The organism is Alteriqipengyuania abyssalis, assembly GCF_019857185.1.
In the GTDB taxonomy this organism is placed as follows: Bacteria; Pseudomonadota; Alphaproteobacteria; order Sphingomonadales; family Sphingomonadaceae; genus Alteriqipengyuania; species Alteriqipengyuania abyssalis.
Genome location: NZ_JAHWXP010000001.1, coordinates 124,338 through 142,650 on the forward strand (window position 1 = coordinate 124,338; position 18,313 = coordinate 142,650).

Here is an 18,313-nt window from a genome sequence, read left to right on the forward strand (position 1 = left end):
CGCCTCCCACCCACCGTCCTATCGCGGCGTTACCGAGGTAACGACGCTGCCTTCGGTTCCAGTACGAAATTCAAAGGCTATTCCCTCACCGACACTGACCTGTTCGAGGATTTGCGCGTCGGCTTCGAAGGTCATGGTCATCGCGGGCCATCCGATACTTTCGACCGGACCATGCTCGATGGTCACCGTGCCCGCCTCGGAATCGATGGCTGTAACCGTTCCCTCCGCACTGGCGCTCTGCTCGCCGCCGGTCTCCTCCGCCATCGGCATTTCGCCTGACATGGGCATGCTGTCCGAGTTCGCCATGTCGTCTGACATCATGGTCTCTGAGCTGTCGTCTGCAGCGTCGCAGGCTGCAAGCGCCAGCGGTGCCGCGAGCAGGATCATGTAGGTTGGGGTACGCACTCTTCTTCTCCTTGAGGGTTGGCCGGTTTTTCCGGACGGGGGCGCCGCAACAACAGATAGGCGGCGGGAAGCAGGAACATGGACAGGAGCGGGGCGGTGATCATGCCGCCAACCATCGGCGCGGCGATGCGGCTCATGACTTCCGAGCCCGCGCCGGTGCCGATCAGGATCGGAAAGAGACCCGCAAGGGTGACTGCGACGGTCATCGCCTTGGGCCGCACGCGCAGGAGCGCGCCTTCCCGGATGGCCTCGTCTACTTCTTCGGCGCTCAGATCACCGCGTCGCCGCTCCAGTGCGGCTTTCAGGTAAATCAGCATCACTACGCCGAATTCGGCGGAGACGCCGGCAAGCGCGATGAAACCGACCGCAGTCGCCACCGACTGGTTGTAGCCCATCAGATAGAGCAACCAGTATCCGCCCGTCAGCGCGAAGGGCAGCGTGCCCATGATCAGCAAGGCTTCGTCCCAGCGCCGGAAAATGAGATAGAGCAGCAGGAAAATGATCGCAAGCGTCGCGGGAACCACGACCTTCAGTCGCTCATAGGCGCGCGTCAGATATTCGAACTGGCCCGCATAGGACAGGCTGACGCCGGCAGGAAGATCGACACCCGCGGCGACGACCTCCTGCAGATCGGCGACCACCGAAGTAAGATCGCGGCCCCGGACGTCGACGTAGATGTAGCTGGTCAGTCGGCCCTGTTCGCTCTTGAGCATGGGCGGACCGTCGCTGACGGCGATACGGGCGACAGTGCCAAGCGTGATCTGTTGGCCGGACGGCGTCAGAACCGGCAAGGCCCTGAGTTCCTCGACGCTGTCCCTGATTTCGCGGGGATAGCGCACATTGATCGGATAGCGCGCCAGCCCCTCGACGGTCCGTGCGACATTGGCACCGCCAACTGCACCAGAGACGATCTGCTGGATGTCGGCAATGTTGAGCCCGTATCGCGCGGCCGCCATCCGGTCGATATCGACATCGACATAGCGACCGCCCGACAGGCGCTCCGCCAGGGCGGAACTCACGCCAGGCACGGTTTTGGCGATACGCTCCACATCGAGTGCAACGCGTTCGAGTTGATCGAGATCGTCGCCTGAAACCTTGACCCCGATCGGGCTCTTGATCCCGGTCGCGAGCATGTCGATCCGGTTGCGGATCGGCGGCACCCAGACATTGGCGAGGCCCGGCACCTGAACGACCCGGTCAAGTTCCTCGACCAGCAGATCGGGCGTCATTCCCTCGCGCCACTCCTCGCGCGGCTTGAAGCGGATCGTCGTTTCGAACATCGTCAGGGGAGCCGGATCCGTCGCTGTATCGGCGCGCCCCGCCTTGCCGAACACCGTTTCCACCTCGGGGACCGACTTGATCAGGCGATCGGTGCGCTGCAGCAGCGCCGAAGCCTCGCCGGGGGAAAGGCCGGGCAGCGCGCTCGGCATATAAAGCAAATCGCCTTCATCGAGCGGCGGGAGGAACTCGCCGCCAAGCCGGGTGAAGGGGATCGCGGTGGTCAGGAAGATCAGCGCCGCGATCACCAGCGTTGCCTTTGGGCGCCGCATGACCCAGTCGAGCCCCGGACGATAGATTTTCGTCAGCCAGCGGTTGAGAAAATTGGAATCCTCCGAAGGGATCTTCCCACGGATCAGCCATCCCAATATTACCGGCACCAGCGTTACCGACAGAATGGCCGCGGCCGCCATGGCATAGGTCTTGGTGAAAGCGAGCGGAGCGAACAACCGCCCTTCCTGCGCCTGCAGGGTGAAGACCGGTAGGAACGACAGCGTAATGATCAGCAGACTGAAGAACAACGCCGGTCCCACTTCCTTCGATGCATCGGCGATGATCCGCCAGCGTTCCTTCACCGCGAGCGCGGTATCGGGATTCTCGTGTTCCCATCGCTCGAGATGCTTGTGCGCGTTCTCAATCATGACGACGGCGGCATCGACCATCGCACCGACCGCGATGGCTATTCCACCCAGCGACATGATGTTGGCATTGACGCCCTGGATGCGCATCACGATGAAGGCCGCGAGCACGCCCAAAGGCAGGGTGATGATGGCGACAAGTGCCGAACGCGCGTGCCAGAGGAACAGCGCGCATACGAGCGCCACGACGATAAACTCTTCGATGAGCTTCGTGGTGAGGTTCTCTATAGACGCATCGATGAGCTGAGAGCGATCGTAGGTCGTGACGATCTCGACGCCTTCGGGAAGGCTTGCCTGCAAGTCGTCGAGTTTGAGTTCCACGGCTTGGATCGCGCTTCGCGCATCCGCGCCCTGGCGCAGAACGATGATGCCCCCGGCAACCTCGCCTTCGCCATTGAGCTCGGCGATGCCACGGCGCAGCTCGGGGCCTACCTGGATTGTCGCTACGTCGCCAAGCGTGACCGGAATGCCGCCGCTCGCAGTGCGTAGTGGAATCTGCCGAAAATCCTCGAGGTCGCCGAGATAGCCCGAGGCGCGGACCATATATTCGGCTTCGCCCATCTCGACGATCGAGCCGCCCGCTTCCTGGTTGGCGGCCTCGATTGCGCTCACGATCTCGGCGTGGGTCACGCCCAGCGATGCCATCCGGTAAGGCTCGAGCACGACCTGGTATTGCTTGACCATTCCGCCGACGCTCGCGACCTCGGCAATGCCGGGGATCGTCTTGAGCTCATAGCGCAGGAACCAGTCCTGCAGGCTGCGCAGTCCGGCAAGGTCGTGTCCGCCGGTCCTGTCGACCAGTGCATATTCGTAGATCCACCCCACCCCGGTTGCATCGGGTCCCAGCGTGCTCGTGACGCCATCGGGCAGGCGGTTCTGCACTTGGTTGAGATATTCGAGCACGCGCGATCGCGCCCAGTAGAGGTCGGTACCATCCTCGAAGATGATATAGACATAGCTGTCACCGAACATCGAATAGCCGCGGACGGTTTTCGCCCCCGGGACCGAGAGCATGGTCGTTGCCAGGGGATAGGTGACCTGGTCCTCGACGATCCGGGGGGCCTGCCCCGGATAGTTCGACCGGACCACGACCTGCACATCGGACAGATCGGGCAACGCGTCGACCGGCGTCGCGCGTACCGCCCAGAAACCGGCCAGCGTCACCGCGACGGCAGCGAGAACGATAAAGAGGCGGTTGGCGATCGAGGCGTCGATGATGCGTGCGATCATTCTCCAGCCCTCCTAATAGTCTCGATTTGGGGGCCGGCTTCCTGCTGGGTGAAGGTGAAGCGCACCCTGTCGCCCGTTTCGAGGCCGCGCATTTGCGCCGCGCTCTTCGTGCGGAAGGTCATCGTCATCGCGGGCCAATCGAGCCGGGGCACGGGACCATGCCGCAGCGTCACCGAACCATTGGCGATCGACTGGATCGTGCCGGTGGCACCGAAGGTCGCTGGTTCGTCCTCGCCGCCGGTGGAAGCGTCATCTGCCTGATCTTTCGGACGGACGTCCAGTCCGGTGAGGCTTGCTTCGGAATCGAGCAGGAACTGACCCGATGTCACGACCTGCTCGCCGGCGGAAAGTCCGGCCAGCACTTCGGTCCTTCCACCCGCTTCGCGGCCGATCCGAACCTCGGCGGGCATGAAACCGCCCTCGTCCTGCTTCACCATCACGATGGTTCGACGTCCGGTCCTGATAACGGCTTCGGACGGCACCAGCAGCGCGCGGCGTGTGTCCGGGGTCAGCGAGACCTGTGCGAACATGCCCGGCTTGAGGCGACCGGATGCATTGGGCAGTTGCGCACGAACGGTGATCGTACGGCTTGCATCCTCCGCGCTCGGCAGGATAGCGACAATGGGTCCGGAGAAGCGTTCCTCGGGGAATGCGGTCAGCGTCGCGCTGACAGGTTGCCCGACGCGTACATTCGCCGCCTGCGTTTCAGGCACCGCGGCTTCGAGCCAGATCGGTGAGAAACCGGTTATCTCGGCGAGCGTCTGTCCGGCCATGACCGTCATCCCCGTTCGCACGCCGAGCGATGTGATGGCACCTCCAATCGGCGCGGTAACGGTGATCGTGGACTGCGGATGTCCACTGCGCCCTACCGATGAGATCAGGCCTGGAGGCATGCCCAAAAGGCGCATGCGTTCGCGCATGGCCTGCGCAAGTTCTTCATCACCGCTGTTCAGGACGGCCAGATACTCCTGCTGCGCTCCGCCCCATTCGGGAACCAAGATATCCGCGAGCGGAGCGCCCCGTCCAACGACATCGTCGGGTGCGCGGCCGTAGGTTCTTTGTACATAGCCTCCGGCACGTGGCTGGACGATCGCGACGTCGCGTTCGTTGTAGGATAGAACGCCTGTGACGGTTACTTCCGGCTCGAGGACGCCGTACTCGGCTTCAGTGGTGCGGATGCCGAAATTCTGCACCAGGCCGGGATCGATCCTGACGCCTGCGGTGGCCTCTTCGCCCGCGCATTTTGGGACCAGCTGCATATCCATGAAGGGCGACTTGCCCGGCTCGTCGAAGTGCTGCCCCGGCACCATCGGGTCGTACCAGTAAAGGACCTCCTCGCATTCGGTCGCACCGCCGCCCGCGTCGCCTGCACCACCCTGGCCTTCACCGAGCTGCGAGAGACCATAGCCGGAGGCAAGACTAATGAGCGCGATTGTGCCTGCCATCGTCCAGGATTTCTGGCGCGGCGACAGCCTGTCCCACGCGGCTCCCATTGCGGCTCTCATCGGCCATACTCCCCATAGGTCAGTCGCAGGTTCGCGGCGGCTTCGACGGTCGCTTCCTCGCGTTGCAGAATGTCCACCCGCAGCACGGCGAGCGTTTTGATGGTGTCGATGACGTCGAGCAGTTCCGCGCGGCCTGCGGCAAAGCTCGCGCGCTCGAGGTCCACGCGGCTTTCCGCGAGCGGGAGCAATTCGTCCGTCGCGCGCTGCCATTGTCGATAAGCGCTGCGCCAGGCGGCGAGATCGGTCTCGAACTGGGCTTCGAGTTCACGCAGCCGGTCGGCTCTGGCCGATTGCGCCGCAGCCGCCTCGGCTTCGGCGGCGGCTATACGCGGGTTTTGGCGCCGGTCCGCGAAAATCGGGAGTGTGATCGAACCCATCACCGAGATCGCATCGCCAAAATCGGGATCGCGCCGCCCATAGCTCACGTTGACGCCGAAATCCGGACGCCTTTCCGATCGCGCAAGATCGCTTCTCGCTTCCGCTTGACGAACCTGCGCAAGCGCCACGACAAGCTCAGGATTGCTTTGAAGCATGGCCCGCAAACTTTCGGGATCGAGATCGGCCGAAGGGATGGTTCCGGTCGCGGTAGCGTTCGGCAGAGCCGTATAGCGCGACAGCATGGCCTGAGCGGCCTCTCGGTCGGCTTCGATCCTGGTCCGCATGTCTTCGACTTCGAGCACGGCACGGCGTACTTCCAGACTTTCGGCGGGTCTGGCCGAACCGGCGGCGACAGAACTGCGGGCGAGTGGTACGAGCCCCTCGATTTGAGCAAGTGCATCGTCGGCGACGGTCAGAGCCCGTTGGGCATAAGCCAACGAAATCCATGCCATTCCTGCTCCGACGCGCACCCTGTAACGGGTTTGACGCAACTGTGCTGCGGCAAGTCCGATGTCGGCCTCCGCCATTCCGAACCGGGCCCGACGTTTCGCGAGATTGGGGATCTCCTGTTCGATGCCGACTTGGATCTGCGTTGGGAGCTGGCGATCCAGCTCGAACGCAGCCGGCCCGCTTACCGGCAGGTTCTGGATGCCCGCGCGAAGGCGCGGATCGGGCAATTCATCGGCAGCGTCGGCGATCTCGCGCCGGGCGTCCAGTCGCAGCTCGCTTGTTCGAACCTGGGGCTGGTCGCTCGTTGCTGCTCGTACAGCTTCCTCATAGCCCACCGACTGGGCATAACTCGCCGGCGCAAGGGCCAGCAGGACCGGAAGCGCGGTCCAGCTTATTCGTTTCATGATCGTTCATCCGCAAAAGGAGCGCGTCAGAGACGCATTCCGGATTGGCAGCCCGCGTCGAGCGCTGGCCGTTCATCCAGAGGCAGGAGCGTGCAGGCTTAAGCCTGCACGCGGGTCATGCCGGGAGTTGCGGAGGTGGCGGCTCTGGCCCCAGCCCTGTGGCTGCGAGCGAATTTGGGACCACTCTGCTGAACTGAGAAGCCTGCGCCGCTATGTCTCCGACCAGGGTCGCATCACCCCCTGGAACGAGGGGCGGGATGCAGCCGAATGCCACAAGACAATCCAGCCGAAGGTTCTTGCAAGGCACGCCGTCATGATCGTCCATGGAAGCTGCGCCCGCCATCATCTCCATCTCGGCGCAGGCCGGTTTGCCTGCATCGAGCGCCTGAGGCAGGGCAGATGCATGCGCTGCCGATTGAACGAACAGCCCGCAGGCGATCAGTAGCAGTCCAAGGGTGCGCAAGACTCGCATGAAAAAGGCGTAAAGCTTTGAAGAGCGCAAGACAAGGACCTCGCATCGGGTGCGATGGTTCATCACTCCGTGTACTGCCAGGCACCCATCGAGCCCAGATATACGTCGAGCTTGTCAAATCCTTTGCTTTGCAGCCAGCCCGCCGCCACACTCGCACGCATGCCACTGGCACACATGACGGTATAGGCGCGTTCGCGATCAAGCTCGGCGAAGCGGGAATTGAGCTCGCCCACGTAGATGTGGTCCGATCCCTCGATCGCGCCGCTGCGCCGCTCATCGAGGTCACGCACATCGAGCAAGGTCCAGTCGTCGCGCTTGCGCTCGAGACGATCCTGAACCTCGTTCGTCCCGATCATCGGAAGGCTCGCCATCTTCATTCCTTGCGCTGCAGCCGGCACGATACCGACATAGCCGCCGACGATCGAATCGAGCCCGATCCTCACAAGGTGCGTCATGGCCGAAGCCAGCTGGTCTTCCGCCGATCCGACGAGGGCGATTGTTTCACCCTCCCTGATGAACCAGCCCGCAAACGCCGAGATCATGCCGACCGGAAGGCATATCGAACCAGGCAGATGCCCGCTTGCGTATGCAAGCGGATCCCGCACGTCGACGACATGGTCGGCGTCGATTTCGCGAATGTCCGAGAGCATGAGACGTTTTGGTCGCAGGATCCGTGGCGCAGGAGATGTTCCCTCGACATTCAGACGCTCCATCAGTCTGAAATAGGGTGGCTGGTAATGATGCTCGGCGAGCTTCGCCTCGATGAATTCCTCGCGATCGGCGATCTGGAGCCGCGGATTATTGCAACGTTCGTGGCCTATGGTCGAGAATTCCCGGTCCGCCATTCCCGAGCCGCAGACCGAGCCTGCTCCATGCGCGGGGTAGATGATCGTCTGGTCACCCAGACCGCAAATCTTCTGCAGTGAATCGTACAGGAGGCCCGCGACCTCCCGGGCGCGCTCGGGATAGAAATCTGTGCGTCCGACGTCGCCAACGAAGAGCGCATCGCCGGTGAACACGCCGATCGGTCCTTCGGGAAAATCGTCGTCATGGAGGACGAAGGCGAGATGATCGTCGGTGTGACCGGGAGTTTCGAGCACCGAAATCCGCAACTTCCCGATCTCGAAAACGTCGCCCTCTTGCGCGGTGTCGGCGAAAACAATCTCGTCCGCAGAGTTTGGACCGTGCAGAACACGGGCACCGGTCATTTTCCCCAATACCGGCGATCCCGTGATGAGATCCTCATTCCTGTGCGTTTCGAAAATATGCGTGATCTCCAGCCCTTCGGCGCGGGCACGCTCGACATAAATCTCGCAGTCGCGGCGCGGATCGATGACCGCTGCCTTGCCTTGCGAACCGATCAGATAGGAAAGGTGCGAAAGACCGGGGGTCTTTATCTTTTCAAGCAGCATGGTTTACCTCGTTGTGGGGGTGTTTCCGACCGATGAGATTAGTTTAGCCGATACCGAGTTCGGCCTTGAGCGCCGAGACGTTCTCGAAGCGGTCTTCTTCTGGCCGGGCGATAGCGGGCTTGGCATTGATCCAGGTGTTCTCGCAGACGAATTCGAGCATGGCTGCCGCGAGGTCGGCGTGCCTGCAACGAAAGCAACCCTCGGCAAGACGCTCGTCAGTAATGACGGCTTCACCCGTATAGGGTTCGTCCAGGAGCCAGCCCGGTCGCGCAGCCGTCCATTCCACGCCTGTCGCGCGCTCCAGGAGATCTTCCATGGCGCGCATCTGTTCGAGAATATTGTGCAAGGCTGGTCTTGCTGTGAGTTCGAACCACGCCGGAACGCTGGGCTGCGGTTCTACAAAAGCCGCCGATATCACGACGATCCGGGAAATGCCGGTCGTCGACATCGCTTCCACCAGATTGCGGGTTCCCTCCGTGTAAAGCGGAGGCGGATCGATCGTCGTGGATGGACTGAACCCTATACCGAGTGCGGAAATGACCGCACGACAACCTTCAAGCTCGCTGCTGAAGTCGTCATTGAGAACGTCGCACTGGAAATACTCGACATTGTCGACCCTGTCCGATGGTTCGGGCAGGGTGTGTTCGAACGCTCGTACCGCGATGCCCTTGCGGACCGCATGGCGCAATATTTCCGTGCCGGTCTTTCCTCCGGCACCGAAGACCGCAAGGGGGGCTGCATCGGTCACAGGTTCAGCTTCCACTGTCGTACCTCATTATGAATTCGGCGGCGCGTGCCGGGCTGATCGTGATCGTGGAGCGGGTACCGCCGGACGCTGGCACCCGCTCGCTCGCCTTCACGCCTCGATGTTGCCGCAGGTCGTGTAACCCCAGAACCCGAACTCGTCCTTCATCCGGGGGCCGGCGACTATGAGCTCCTGCATCTGCAAGCCCGCGTCTCCTTCGTCATCGAGAATGCGCGTACGGATACGAAGCTCACCATTTGCATACTCACCCGAGGCGCTTGCCGTAACAGGGATCAGCTTGCCGTTGATCTTGATGGCCCCGCGACCGCTGTTGTCGTAGACGAATGACGGAAAAGCGACCTCGGTCAGGCGGAACTGGCACGTGTTTTCGGCTCCCAGCGCGGCGAGGTCCGCCTCGCTCATGGTCTCGGGCAGCATGAGGCCGGGGCTGAGATTGGCAAGAGCGCTCGCAGCACTCTTTATCGGAGCTGCCGTTGCCGGAGGATCGAGCTGTGCTTCGCGATCATTACCGATCGCGCTGTTGGTATTGCAGGCCGCCAGTGGGAGGGCTGCAAGCGTCAGAATTGCGATCTTGTTCATTGCTGCATCTCCTCGGGCAGGCGTTCTTCGGTGCGTGGACCGTTCTCCTCAATGTCCTCGATGAGATATTTCATCTCGGCGATCTCACGCCGCTGCGCGACGATGATGGCCTGCGCAAGTTCGCGAACCCGCGGATCCTTCAGGCTCGCCCTCTCGCTGGTCATGATCGCGATCGAGTGGTGCGGGATCATCGCGGCCATGTATTCGGTGTCGTCGACCGTGGTCTGGCTGCGTACGAGCCATAGCGCGAGTGCGAATACGAGGGCTCCGACACCCAGGATGATGAAGTTCTTGGTCCGGTCCTTGTACATGCCCCACATGAAGAGAAGCATGACCACCATCATCATCGCGCCCATGACGAACATCATCCAGAAGCGCGTCTCGCTCCAGAACACGTCGTCCATGTCGAAGCTGTTGGCGTACATCAGGAAGAACATGATCACGGTCGAGGTCGATACCATGGCCATGAATCGCCAGTAGTTGCCGCCCCCTCCCTTATCCGAGTGGGATGTGCTTTCAGTCATGCGTTTTCTCCTTCCTTCATCATGGTCCAGAACAATTGTGCCGAGCAGCTGATGAGCGCGAAGCCGGTCAAGGCTTCGACGCCGGCAATGACGCGCAGGTGCTCGGTCGGGTAGATGTCGCCGAGCCCCAGCGTGGTCACGTTGATCAGCGAGAAATAGAAATAGTCCATCGCACTCATCGCCGGCGTCTTGTCGAACCCGCCGAGGCCCAGCTCCGCGCCCAGCCAGAAACCGCCAGCGAAGAGCGTCGCGACAAGCAGGTGCGATGCCAGGACGAGAAGCGCGACCCCAAGTTTGGCGGAGAAATTTCCGGGTGCGTCGAGCATGCGATGCCCTGCGCCGAGGATCGACAGATGCACGCCGACCGAGGCCAGGAAAAGTGCAATGGCGAGAATTAGTGCGGCGATCATCGATGATCTCCATCGTGTGTGGCGGGCATTTCACGCAGCGCAGGATTCCGACGGAGATAGAACCATTCGGCTCCGAACACTGCAGCAATACCTGCGACCGCATAGGCGACGACCGCAGGGTCGGTTTTGAGCTTGGCGAGGGCAAAAGCTGTCAGGACTACGCCGTCCGCCATGAGCGCCGACCAGAGGATCCAGGCACGCGCGCCTATTTCTTCCCGCAAACCGCGCAGCACGCCCCAATGCACGAGCATGTCCATTACGAGATAGAAGAACGCTCCGAGCGAGGCGATCCGCGAAAGATCGAACAGGACCGCGAGCGTGCCGGCGACCACGACGGTATAGACCAGCATGTGACTGCGGATCGGTCCCTTCATCCCAAAATGGCTATGCGGGATCATCTTCATTTCGGTCAGCATCGTCAGCATTCGCGAAACGGCGAAAACGCTGGCGATGACACCCGAGGTCGTGGCTGCGATCGCGATTGCGACTGTGAAATAGAACCCAAGCTCTCCGAGCGCGGGGCGCGCAGCTGCCGCAAGCGAGTAATCGCGCGCTTGCGCTATTTCCGAAGTGCTGAGGCTGGCTCCGACCGCCACCGCGACCAGAAGGTAGACGACCACGCATACTGTGATCGAAATGATAATGGTTCTGCCAACATTTCGGTGCGGATCGATGATTTCGCCGCCGCTGTTGGTGATGGTGGTGAAACCCTTGAACGCGAGGATCGAGAAGGCGACCGACGCGAGCAACGCGTCGAGACCCGAAAGCGCGACTGGCTCTGAGAAGGCGCCGCCCGAAAAGCCGCTGGCCCAGATCGCCGCAATCGCGAACAGGGCGATGCCGCCGATCTTGATCGCCGACATGACGAGAGAGAAACCGCTGACCGATTTGTTGCCTGCCGCATTCACGAAATAGGCGAAGACGATGAGCGCCAGTGCCGCGACGGAAACCAGAATGCCGCTGCTCTCGAGCCCAAAGGGCCGCAAGGCATAGGTCGCGAAGGTCCGAGCGACCAGGCTTTCGTTGATGACCATCGACAGCGCCATCAGGAGCGATGCCGATGCTGCAACAACACCCGGTCCGTAGGCCTTCTGAAGAATCATCGCGATGCCGCCAGAGGAGGGCCAGCGGTTCGACATCTTGATGTAGCTGTAGGCGGCTAGGGAAGTGACCAGGGCGCCGACTATGAAAGAAAGCGGAAATAGCGGTCCAGCCAGTTCGGCAATCTGGCCGGTCAGTGCGAAAATACCAGCGCCGATCATGACGCCGGTTCCCATTGCGACACCGCCAAGCAGCGTTATCGATCCAGCACTCTTCCCATGTTGATCGTCGCCATCTGTCTGCAAGTCTTTCCCCTGTCGATGTCCTCCCGTCCGAGAAACATCACGACAAGCAGTACGTTGCGAAGCGGCTCACCCCTCAAAAAATTTTCTGGCGGGGCATGAGCCATCCTTGGGCTGGCCCCGGAATCGCGTTGAGCTATCGATTTCCGGCGGCGCGCTCTTTCTTCCTGCAGCGATGCCGATGGCGGCGCGTCAAGGCACGGCAGTCCACGCTGAGTGCGCCTAATATTCAGCGCGTCAAATCAGGAAAACCGGGCCTGGAAAAACCGGTGCAGCGGGACCGCGATGAGTGCGATGTACCAGCCGTAGAGAAAACTGCCCACCGCTCCTGCGAGAAATCCCGACAGGGTCAGCCATTCGAACCATGGCAGCAACGGAGCCCAGGCTTGGTGCATGTGAAACCGCTCGGGTGCGAGGACTCCGAAGGCAATGCATAGGAGGTAGCTGACAAGCAGGAACACGCTGAGCGTCCAGCCCCATGCGAATATCGAGTTCTTGATTGATCCTTTTACCATCGCATTTCTCCCACTTCGTGCGTCCTAAAATTATGCAAACGGAAGGGTCCGGGACCGTCGGGGCAGCCGGCCCCGGACCCAGCGGGATGATCGACAGGCATCTTAGCGCCCGTCCCGGTGTCCCGGGCTTCTGTATTATTCCCGCGCGATTGTTCTTCAACGAGACATCGCCCTTATTTCTCGCGCGGCCACTGGCGTCAGTTCCTTACAATCACCGATAAGATGCGAAGACGCTCTGTCCGGTCGGACCAAAGGCGATGACCTCATAGGGCTGGATCCGGTTTCCGGCCTCCATGCCGGGCGATCCCAGAGGCATTCCCGGAACCGCTAGACCGGCAACGCCGTCGGGCCGCTCGCGCAAAAGTCGGGCGACGGCTTCGGCGGGCACGTGACCTTCGATGATGTATCCATCGACCTCCATCGTGTGGCACGACCACAATTCTTCCGGTACGCCGCGCGCTGTCTTGATCGCCGCCATGTCGTTGCTATCGACCGATGCCACCTTCGCGTTCATCCCATCTTCAAGATGGCCTGCCCAGTTGAGACAGCATCCACATCCGGGGTCCCTGAACATCGTATAGGTCGCTGCCTGAGCCACGTTCGAACAGGCTGCCAGCACGAGCAAGGCCGCGCCGCTAACCGATCGCCGGAACAGGGCAGGCTTTTTCCAGATCATTGTGCAATTCCTTTCTTGTATCCGCGCCATAGCGAGATCGTCCCGGTCACCGTCGGGAACCGGTGGAGCAGGCATGGCTCGGTGAAGATTTCGGCGAACAGTTTTTCGACTTGGCCGTCGGCGCTGGGCTGCGTGTCGCTAATGCCGTCAAGCGACTGGACGGTCGCCCGGAAGAGGCTCCGCATGAGTGGGCTATCCTGCTTCATATAATCGGCGATCAAGACGGTTCCGCCTGGCACGAGCAAGCTTTCGATGGTTTCCAGGATTGCCTGCTTCTTGCGCAAGGGAACCTGGTGAAGGACGAGGCTGCTGACGATCTTGTTCGGCTGCCACCCTGCGGGCAGCTCGAGGCTTTCGAGAAAGCCATTGTGCCATTTGACGAGATCGGCTCCCGCCCCAAACTTGCGCCGCGCAAGCGCGAGCGCCTCTTGGTCGGGTTCGACACCGATCAGACCCGCTTCCGGGCAATCCGTCATCAAGGCCTTGAGAAGTGTACCGGTTCCGCTGCCGACATCGATCACCCGGTCGCCGGGGACAAGGTGCAGCTCTTCGACAATCTTTTGTCGCCAGAGATGTTCGCGGGTGAACAGACCGAGCGCCCGGTCGTAAAGCGGCGTCAGAAAGCTCTTGCCAAGAAGAGGCGTGAATTCGCCGTGATCTTCAGGCGCGGTGATATTGTTCACGCGTTCGCTCCCATTCATCCCGGGTTCGACCCGATTCTGGCAGACCCGTCTCGATTACGTATGGCGGGGGACATTCCCTCAAAAAAAGAAGTTTAAGGGATTGTGCAGGCGAGCGCGTATAGGGCACGTGGAACCCACAGGAGTTTTTCGGATGCGTGACAAACACTCTCTTGATGCGGTGCTCGGAACCCTCTCCGCCACCGCCGCTAGCGAGGTCCCCGCCGACTTTATGGATGGCGTTTGGCAGCGCGCCGGACAGCTTGGCGAAATCGCCGACCGACGCCGCCGCACGGCTCTGTTCGTCGGTCTGTTTGTCGTCGGGCTCGGGGCTGGCGCCGGAACGAGCGGTTGGCCCGGGGGGTATGGCACGTCGTCCGCGCCATTTGGCGACAGTGCGATCCTCGGCGAACAGCTGTCCCCATCGGCGCTCCTCCATGTGGAGCAATAGGGTTTGAAGTCGACGCATATCGTTCTCGCGGTGCTTCTCGCAGCGCTCGCAGGATGCCTCGGCGCGATTGCCGCGGACCGCTGGGCCAATCACGAGGCCGGCTCCGGCCTCCACGATTTCGTGCACGACGAGCTCACCCTGACGGCCGACCAGGAGCAGCGTCTCGATGCGCTCGAGGCCCGTTTCGCTGTCGAAAGGGCACGGCTCGAAGGATCGGCGCGTGCAGCCAATGCCCGGCTCGCCCAGGCGATGGAAACCGAGCATGAGTACGGTCCCGAGGTCTCGGCCGCGATCGACGAGGTGCATGCACGCATGGGCGATCTGCAGAAAGCAACGGTGCGCCATGTCTTCGACATGCGCGAAATTCTCGAACCCGATCAGCAACGCCAGTTCGACCGCAAGGTCTCCGACGCCCTGACCCGCGACCCGCGCGACTGAAGCGCCATGTCGGGGGCGGGCGACAATCCGGACGAGGCCCTTGTCTCGCAGGCAAGGGCCGGAAGCAAGCGGGCTTTCAGCAAGCTCGTCGAGCATGAAACGGGTCGGCTTCTCGCGCTCGCGACACGCATGCTTTCCTCTCCTTCTCAGGCGGAGGACGTTGTTCAGGACAGCCTCGCTTCGGTGTGGCTGACGCGCCATCGGCTCGATCCGGACAAGCCGATCGGACCCTATCTGACAACCGTCGTCCTCAACCGCTGCCGGGACCGTTTGCGCAGGCGCAAGGTCGCGGGCTTTTTCGGACTGTCGGGCGATGACGAACTCCATTCCATCGCCGACGATTTGCCGGGTCCTGAAACGTCGGCCGTTTCCAGGGAAGAGCTCAATCGTGTCCAGGCCGAGATCGCGCGAATGCCTGTAAGGCTGCGCGAAGCGCTTGTGCTCGTCACCATCGAGGGGCGTAGCCAGGCCGAGGCGGCCGATCTTCTCGGAACGACCGAAAAGGCGATCGAAACCCGCGTATACCGCGCGCGCCACAGGCTGAAGGAGCGCTTCGAAAAACTTTGAGGGGTTGGGTGGGCGCGCGCGTAAGTAACGGTAAACGCCACGTCAGGAGCCCTTTATGATCGCCGTCAATCGACGCAAGTTTCTCGGAGCCGGAGCAGGAGGAATGGGTCTGCTCAGCCTTGCCGGGGCGATGCCTGCCTGGGCACGCGGCGCGGACATCCTCGCAGGTAACGCCCGCAAGGGGCTGGACGAGGTATCCGGCCCCAATATCGACCTCACCGTTGCCCGATCGGCCTTCGCGACCGGTAACAGGCGCGGGGGAGCGATCGCCGTCAATGGCACGATCCCCGGTCCGCTGCTGCGTTTGCAGGAAGGCACGACCGTCCGGCTCAATGTCCATAACCAGCTCGAGGAAGATACCTCGATCCACTGGCACGGTCTGCTCGTGCCGTTTCAACTCGATGGAGTGCCGGGAGTAAGCTTCCCCGGCGTCAAGCCGGGAGAGACCTTCACCGCCGAATTCCCGGTTCGCCAGTCAGGCACCTATTGGTGGCACTCGCATAGCGGGCTGCAGGAACAGGCCGGGCATTACGGCGCGATCGTGGTCGATCCCGCCGGACCCGATCCGGTTCAGGCCGACCGCGAATATATCGTGGTGCTGAGCGAATTCAGCGAAATGTCGCCCCACACGATTTTCGACAAGCTCAAGAAGGGCGAGGGCTACTTCAACTACAACCAGAATACCTGGACCGACGACTACCCGCTTTCGGGTGAGGATCGCCGGATGTGGGCCAGAATGCGCATGATGCCGACCGACATCCTCGACGTTTCGAGCGCGGCTTATACCTACCTTCTGAACGGCCATGGCCCGCTCGACAATCTGGAATACCTCTTCCGTCCAGGCGAACGCGTGCGGCTGCGCTTCATCAATGCCGGCGCCATGACCTTCTTCAATATTCGCATTCCCGGCCTGCCGATGACCATCGTTCAGGCGGACGGGCAGAACGTCGAGCCGGTTGAGGTCGACGAGTTCCAGATCGGTGTGGCCGAGACCTATGACGTCGTCGTGACGCCGGGCGCGCAACAAGCCTACACGTTGGTTGCGGAGTCGATGGACCGCTCGGGCATGGGTATTGCCACACTCGCGAGCGCACCCGGCGCTCGCGCCGCCATTCCGCCGCTGCGCGATCCGCCGCTTCTGACCATGGCGGACATGGGCATGAGCGACATGGACCACGGCTCGTCTGGCGATGCCGGCATGTCGGGCATGGACCACGGAAGTGGCGGCGACATGGCGGGGATGGATCATGGTTCGTCCGGCCAATCCGAGATGGCAGGCATGGCCGGCATGTCGGGCATGCAGATGCGCGACACCTCGCTTCTGCCGCCCGATGTGAAGGTCGGGCCCGGTCTCGACATGGTCTCGATGAACCCGGTCGATCGCATGGGCGATCCCGGCATCGGTCTCGCCGATGTGCCGCATCGTACGCTCGACTATCGCAAGCTGCGCGCTTTTACGCCGCACCGCGAGGGCCGCACGCCGTCCCGGCGAATGGAAATTCATCTGACCGGCAATATGGAGCGCTACATGTGGTCGTTCGACGGCAAGAAGTTCTCCGCCGTCTCAGACGAGCCGATCCGTTTCGCCTATAACGAGCGCGTGCGCGTGAAGCTCGTCAACGACACGATGATGGCGCACCCCATTCACTTGCACGGTCATTTCTTCGAGCTGGTCAATGGCGCGCCGGCCGATCGTCAACCGCTCAAGCACACGGTAATCCTGCAGCCGGGTGGCAGCGCGCAGTTCGACCTGACGGCGGACGAGCCCGGCGACTGGGCCTTCCACTGTCACCTTCTCTACCACATGCATGCCGGGATGTTTCAGATCGTCACGGTCGCCAACCCCGACGGGAGCGAAGCATGAAAATTCGTATTGCCAGCCTGCTCGTATCGGTCGCAGCCGGCTCAGTTCTCGCCTCCCCTGCGGCGGCGCAGCATGCCGGTCATTCGCCGGCGGAAGCGCAGCAAAGCGCCGAGGCGCAGGCTGACGCGAAGACAAAGTGCGAGGAAGAAGCCGAGCGCCATCGCGAAATGGGGCATCCGGTTGCAGATGGAGCATGCGAACCGGCTGCCCAGCCTGAAGCCGCCATGGACCGCTCCGAGATGGATCATTCAATCATGGATCATGGTTCGATGACAGCTCTAGATGGCCATTCTGGCATGACAGTGCCGATGGACGCTGCCCGTCCACAGGCATCGCCCGAAAGTCATGACGGAATGGATCACGGCTCGATGCCGCAGGGCAAGCCCGCCGAAGACGCGATGGATCATTCGCAGATGAACCACGGCGAGATGGGGCAGGCGAACGCAGACAGGTCGTCGATGGACCATGGGCAGATGGATCACAGCCAGATGAACCATGGGCAGACGCCTTCGCAGGAAATGCAGGGCATGGACCATTCGGCGATGCAGATGGGCGCGGACGATGATATCCCGCTGCTGCCGCCTCCCCCCGAAGCCGGGAGCGGCCCAGCGCGCGCGGCGGTCGCCATCTGGGGCGAGGAAGCCATGAACGAAGCGCGCCGCGAGCTTATCCGCGAGACTGACGGAGGAATGCGCTTCTGGTTTCAGGGCGACAGGCTCGAATACCGCGCCCGCGAGGGGAAGGATGGATATCTGTGGGACATCCAGGGATATTATGGCGGCGATATCGACAGGTTCTGGTTCAAGTCCGAGGGTGAGGGCAGCTTTGGCGAACCCATAGAAGGCGCCGAGGTCCAGGCGCTCTGGAGCCGCGCCATTGCGCCCTTCTTCGATTTCCAGGCGGGTGTTCGCCAGGACCTCACCGGTCCGGAGCGCACGCATGCGGTTATCGGCATACAGGGCCTCATGCCGTACCGTTTCGAGGTCGATGCTGCGGCCTTCGTGTCCACCAAGGGCGATGTGACCGCGCGGATCGAGGGCGAACTCGACCAGCGCATCACGCAGCGGTTGATCCTCCAACCGAGAGCCGAACTCGCGCTTTCTGCGCAAGACATTCCCGAGCTGGGCATTGGAGCCGGTCTTGATCGGATCGAGGCGGGCCTGCGTCTACGCTACGAGTTCGCACGCGAATTCGCACCCTATGTCGGCGTTTCGCAAGAATGGCGCATCGGCGACAGCGCGGACTTTGCGCGGGCCGCCGGAGAGGATCCGAGCGTCACCAATTATGTCGTCGGTGTGCGATTCTGGTTCTGAAATCTCAAAAAGGAT

General features: G+C 62.0%; 18 protein-coding genes. 5 read left to right on the top strand and 13 right to left on the bottom strand.

Annotated elements, in window-relative coordinates; translation table 11 throughout:
* Positions 1-18: 18 nt before the first annotated feature.
* The 13 genes from KYN89_RS00595 to KYN89_RS00655 all read right to left on the bottom strand — a co-directional run bounded on the left by KYN89_RS00595 (position 19) and on the right by KYN89_RS00655 (position 13,668).
* Complete coding sequence (locus KYN89_RS00595; RefSeq protein WP_225082053.1) at positions 19-405, bottom strand: copper-binding protein; 387 nt, start codon at positions 403-405, stop codon at positions 19-21.
* Entirely contained in the window at positions 384-3,551 is a 3,168-nt protein-coding gene (locus KYN89_RS00600; RefSeq protein ID WP_222823342.1) for an efflux RND transporter permease subunit, read from the bottom strand. The genes KYN89_RS00595 and KYN89_RS00600 overlap by 22 nt, the downstream gene beginning before the upstream one ends.
* Positions 3,548-5,044, bottom strand: a complete 1,497-nt coding sequence (locus KYN89_RS00605; protein WP_222823343.1) for an efflux RND transporter periplasmic adaptor subunit — start codon at positions 5,042-5,044, stop codon at positions 3,548-3,550. The genes KYN89_RS00600 and KYN89_RS00605 overlap by 4 nt, the downstream gene beginning before the upstream one ends.
* Before the next feature lie 8 nt (positions 5,045-5,052).
* Positions 5,053-6,288, bottom strand: coding sequence for a TolC family protein (locus KYN89_RS00610; RefSeq protein ID WP_222823344.1), 1,236 nt, complete (start codon positions 6,286-6,288; stop codon positions 5,053-5,055).
* 534 nt (positions 6,289-6,822) lie between these two features.
* Positions 6,823-8,172, bottom strand: a complete 1,350-nt coding sequence (locus tag KYN89_RS00615; protein WP_222823345.1) for an MBL fold metallo-hydrolase — start codon at positions 8,170-8,172, stop codon at positions 6,823-6,825.
* A 43-nt stretch (positions 8,173-8,215) separates the two neighbouring features.
* On the bottom strand, positions 8,216-8,920 hold the full coding sequence (locus KYN89_RS00620) for an NAD(P)H-binding protein (RefSeq protein WP_222823346.1): 705 nt from the start codon (positions 8,918-8,920) through the stop codon (positions 8,216-8,218).
* Between the two features lie 108 nt (positions 8,921-9,028).
* Positions 9,029-9,517 (bottom strand): DUF6692 family protein, encoded by a 489-nt coding sequence (locus KYN89_RS00625; RefSeq protein WP_222823347.1) that lies wholly within the window; start codon positions 9,515-9,517, stop codon positions 9,029-9,031.
* A complete protein-coding gene (locus tag KYN89_RS00630; protein ID WP_172807445.1) occupies positions 9,514-10,041 on the bottom strand; it encodes a DUF305 domain-containing protein in 528 nt (175 codons plus the stop codon). The genes KYN89_RS00625 and KYN89_RS00630 overlap by 4 nt, the downstream gene beginning before the upstream one ends.
* Complete coding sequence (locus tag KYN89_RS00635; RefSeq protein WP_054527894.1) at positions 10,038-10,451, bottom strand: potassium channel family protein; 414 nt, start codon at positions 10,449-10,451, stop codon at positions 10,038-10,040. The genes KYN89_RS00630 and KYN89_RS00635 overlap by 4 nt, the downstream gene beginning before the upstream one ends.
* Positions 10,448-11,752, bottom strand: coding sequence for an APC family permease (locus tag KYN89_RS00640; RefSeq protein ID WP_255356054.1), 1,305 nt, complete (start codon positions 11,750-11,752; stop codon positions 10,448-10,450). The genes KYN89_RS00635 and KYN89_RS00640 overlap by 4 nt, the downstream gene beginning before the upstream one ends.
* A 284-nt stretch (positions 11,753-12,036) precedes the next feature.
* Positions 12,037-12,309, bottom strand: coding sequence for a hypothetical protein (locus tag KYN89_RS00645; protein WP_010240151.1), 273 nt, complete (start codon positions 12,307-12,309; stop codon positions 12,037-12,039).
* Positions 12,310-12,520: 211 nt separating this feature from the next.
* Positions 12,521-12,985 carry a DUF411 domain-containing protein gene (locus KYN89_RS00650; RefSeq protein WP_029140646.1) on the bottom strand — a complete coding sequence of 155 codons (465 nt, stop codon included), beginning with the start codon at positions 12,983-12,985 and terminating at the stop codon, positions 12,521-12,523.
* Positions 12,982-13,668, bottom strand: a complete 687-nt coding sequence (locus tag KYN89_RS00655; RefSeq protein ID WP_488153966.1) for a class I SAM-dependent methyltransferase — start codon at positions 13,666-13,668, stop codon at positions 12,982-12,984. The genes KYN89_RS00650 and KYN89_RS00655 overlap by 4 nt, the downstream gene beginning before the upstream one ends.
* Positions 13,669-13,819: 151 nt before the next feature.
* Between KYN89_RS00655 and KYN89_RS00660 the strand changes: the two genes are divergently transcribed.
* The 5 genes from KYN89_RS00660 to KYN89_RS00680 are packed head-to-tail and all read left to right on the top strand — an operon-like array spanning position 13,820 to position 18,298.
* Positions 13,820-14,116, top strand: a complete 297-nt coding sequence (locus KYN89_RS00660) for a hypothetical protein (RefSeq protein WP_222823349.1) — start codon at positions 13,820-13,822, stop codon at positions 14,114-14,116.
* Positions 14,117-14,119: 3 nt separating this feature from the next.
* The gene (locus KYN89_RS00665) at positions 14,120-14,554 is read left to right on the top strand and encodes a Spy/CpxP family protein refolding chaperone (protein WP_054527888.1); all 435 of its coding nucleotides are present in this window, start codon (positions 14,120-14,122) and stop codon (positions 14,552-14,554) included.
* A 6-nt stretch (positions 14,555-14,560) separates the two neighbouring features.
* The gene (locus KYN89_RS00670; RefSeq protein ID WP_222823350.1) at positions 14,561-15,121 is read left to right on the top strand and encodes an RNA polymerase sigma factor; all 561 of its coding nucleotides are present in this window, start codon (positions 14,561-14,563) and stop codon (positions 15,119-15,121) included.
* Positions 15,122-15,176: 55 nt separating this feature from the next.
* A complete protein-coding gene (locus tag KYN89_RS00675) occupies positions 15,177-16,985 on the top strand; it encodes a copper resistance system multicopper oxidase (RefSeq protein ID WP_222823351.1) in 1,809 nt (602 codons plus the stop codon).
* Complete coding sequence (locus tag KYN89_RS00680; protein ID WP_222823352.1) at positions 16,982-18,298, top strand: copper resistance protein B; 1,317 nt, start codon at positions 16,982-16,984, stop codon at positions 18,296-18,298. The genes KYN89_RS00675 and KYN89_RS00680 overlap by 4 nt, the downstream gene beginning before the upstream one ends.
* The last annotated feature ends 15 nt before the right edge of the window (positions 18,299-18,313 follow it).

Coding starts and splice junctions, on each gene's coding strand:
- KYN89_RS00600 (WP_222823342.1), bottom strand. CDS start 3,551: ATGATCGCACGCATCATCGACGCCTCGATCGCCAACCGCCTCTTTATC.
- KYN89_RS00605 (WP_222823343.1), bottom strand. CDS start 5,044: ATGGGAGCCGCGTGGGACAGGCTGTCGCCGCGCCAGAAATCCTGGACG.
- KYN89_RS00610 (WP_222823344.1), bottom strand. CDS start 6,288: ATGAAACGAATAAGCTGGACCGCGCTTCCGGTCCTGCTGGCCCTTGCG.
- KYN89_RS00615 (WP_222823345.1), bottom strand. CDS start 8,172: ATGCTGCTTGAAAAGATAAAGACCCCCGGTCTTTCGCACCTTTCCTAT.
- KYN89_RS00625 (WP_222823347.1), bottom strand. CDS start 9,517: ATGAACAAGATCGCAATTCTGACGCTTGCAGCCCTCCCACTGGCGGCC.
- KYN89_RS00630 (WP_172807445.1), bottom strand. CDS start 10,041: ATGACTGAAAGCACATCCCACTCGGATAAGGGAGGGGGCGGCAACTAC.
- KYN89_RS00635 (WP_054527894.1), bottom strand. CDS start 10,451: ATGATCGCCGCACTAATTCTCGCCATTGCACTTTTCCTGGCCTCGGTC.
- KYN89_RS00645 (WP_010240151.1), bottom strand. CDS start 12,309: ATGGTAAAAGGATCAATCAAGAACTCGATATTCGCATGGGGCTGGACG.
- KYN89_RS00650 (WP_029140646.1), bottom strand. CDS start 12,985: ATGATCTGGAAAAAGCCTGCCCTGTTCCGGCGATCGGTTAGCGGCGCG.
- KYN89_RS00660 (WP_222823349.1), top strand. CDS start 13,820: ATGCGTGACAAACACTCTCTTGATGCGGTGCTCGGAACCCTCTCCGCC.
- KYN89_RS00670 (WP_222823350.1), top strand. CDS start 14,561: ATGTCGGGGGCGGGCGACAATCCGGACGAGGCCCTTGTCTCGCAGGCA.
- KYN89_RS00675 (WP_222823351.1), top strand. CDS start 15,177: ATGATCGCCGTCAATCGACGCAAGTTTCTCGGAGCCGGAGCAGGAGGA.
- KYN89_RS00680 (WP_222823352.1), top strand. CDS start 16,982: ATGAAAATTCGTATTGCCAGCCTGCTCGTATCGGTCGCAGCCGGCTCA.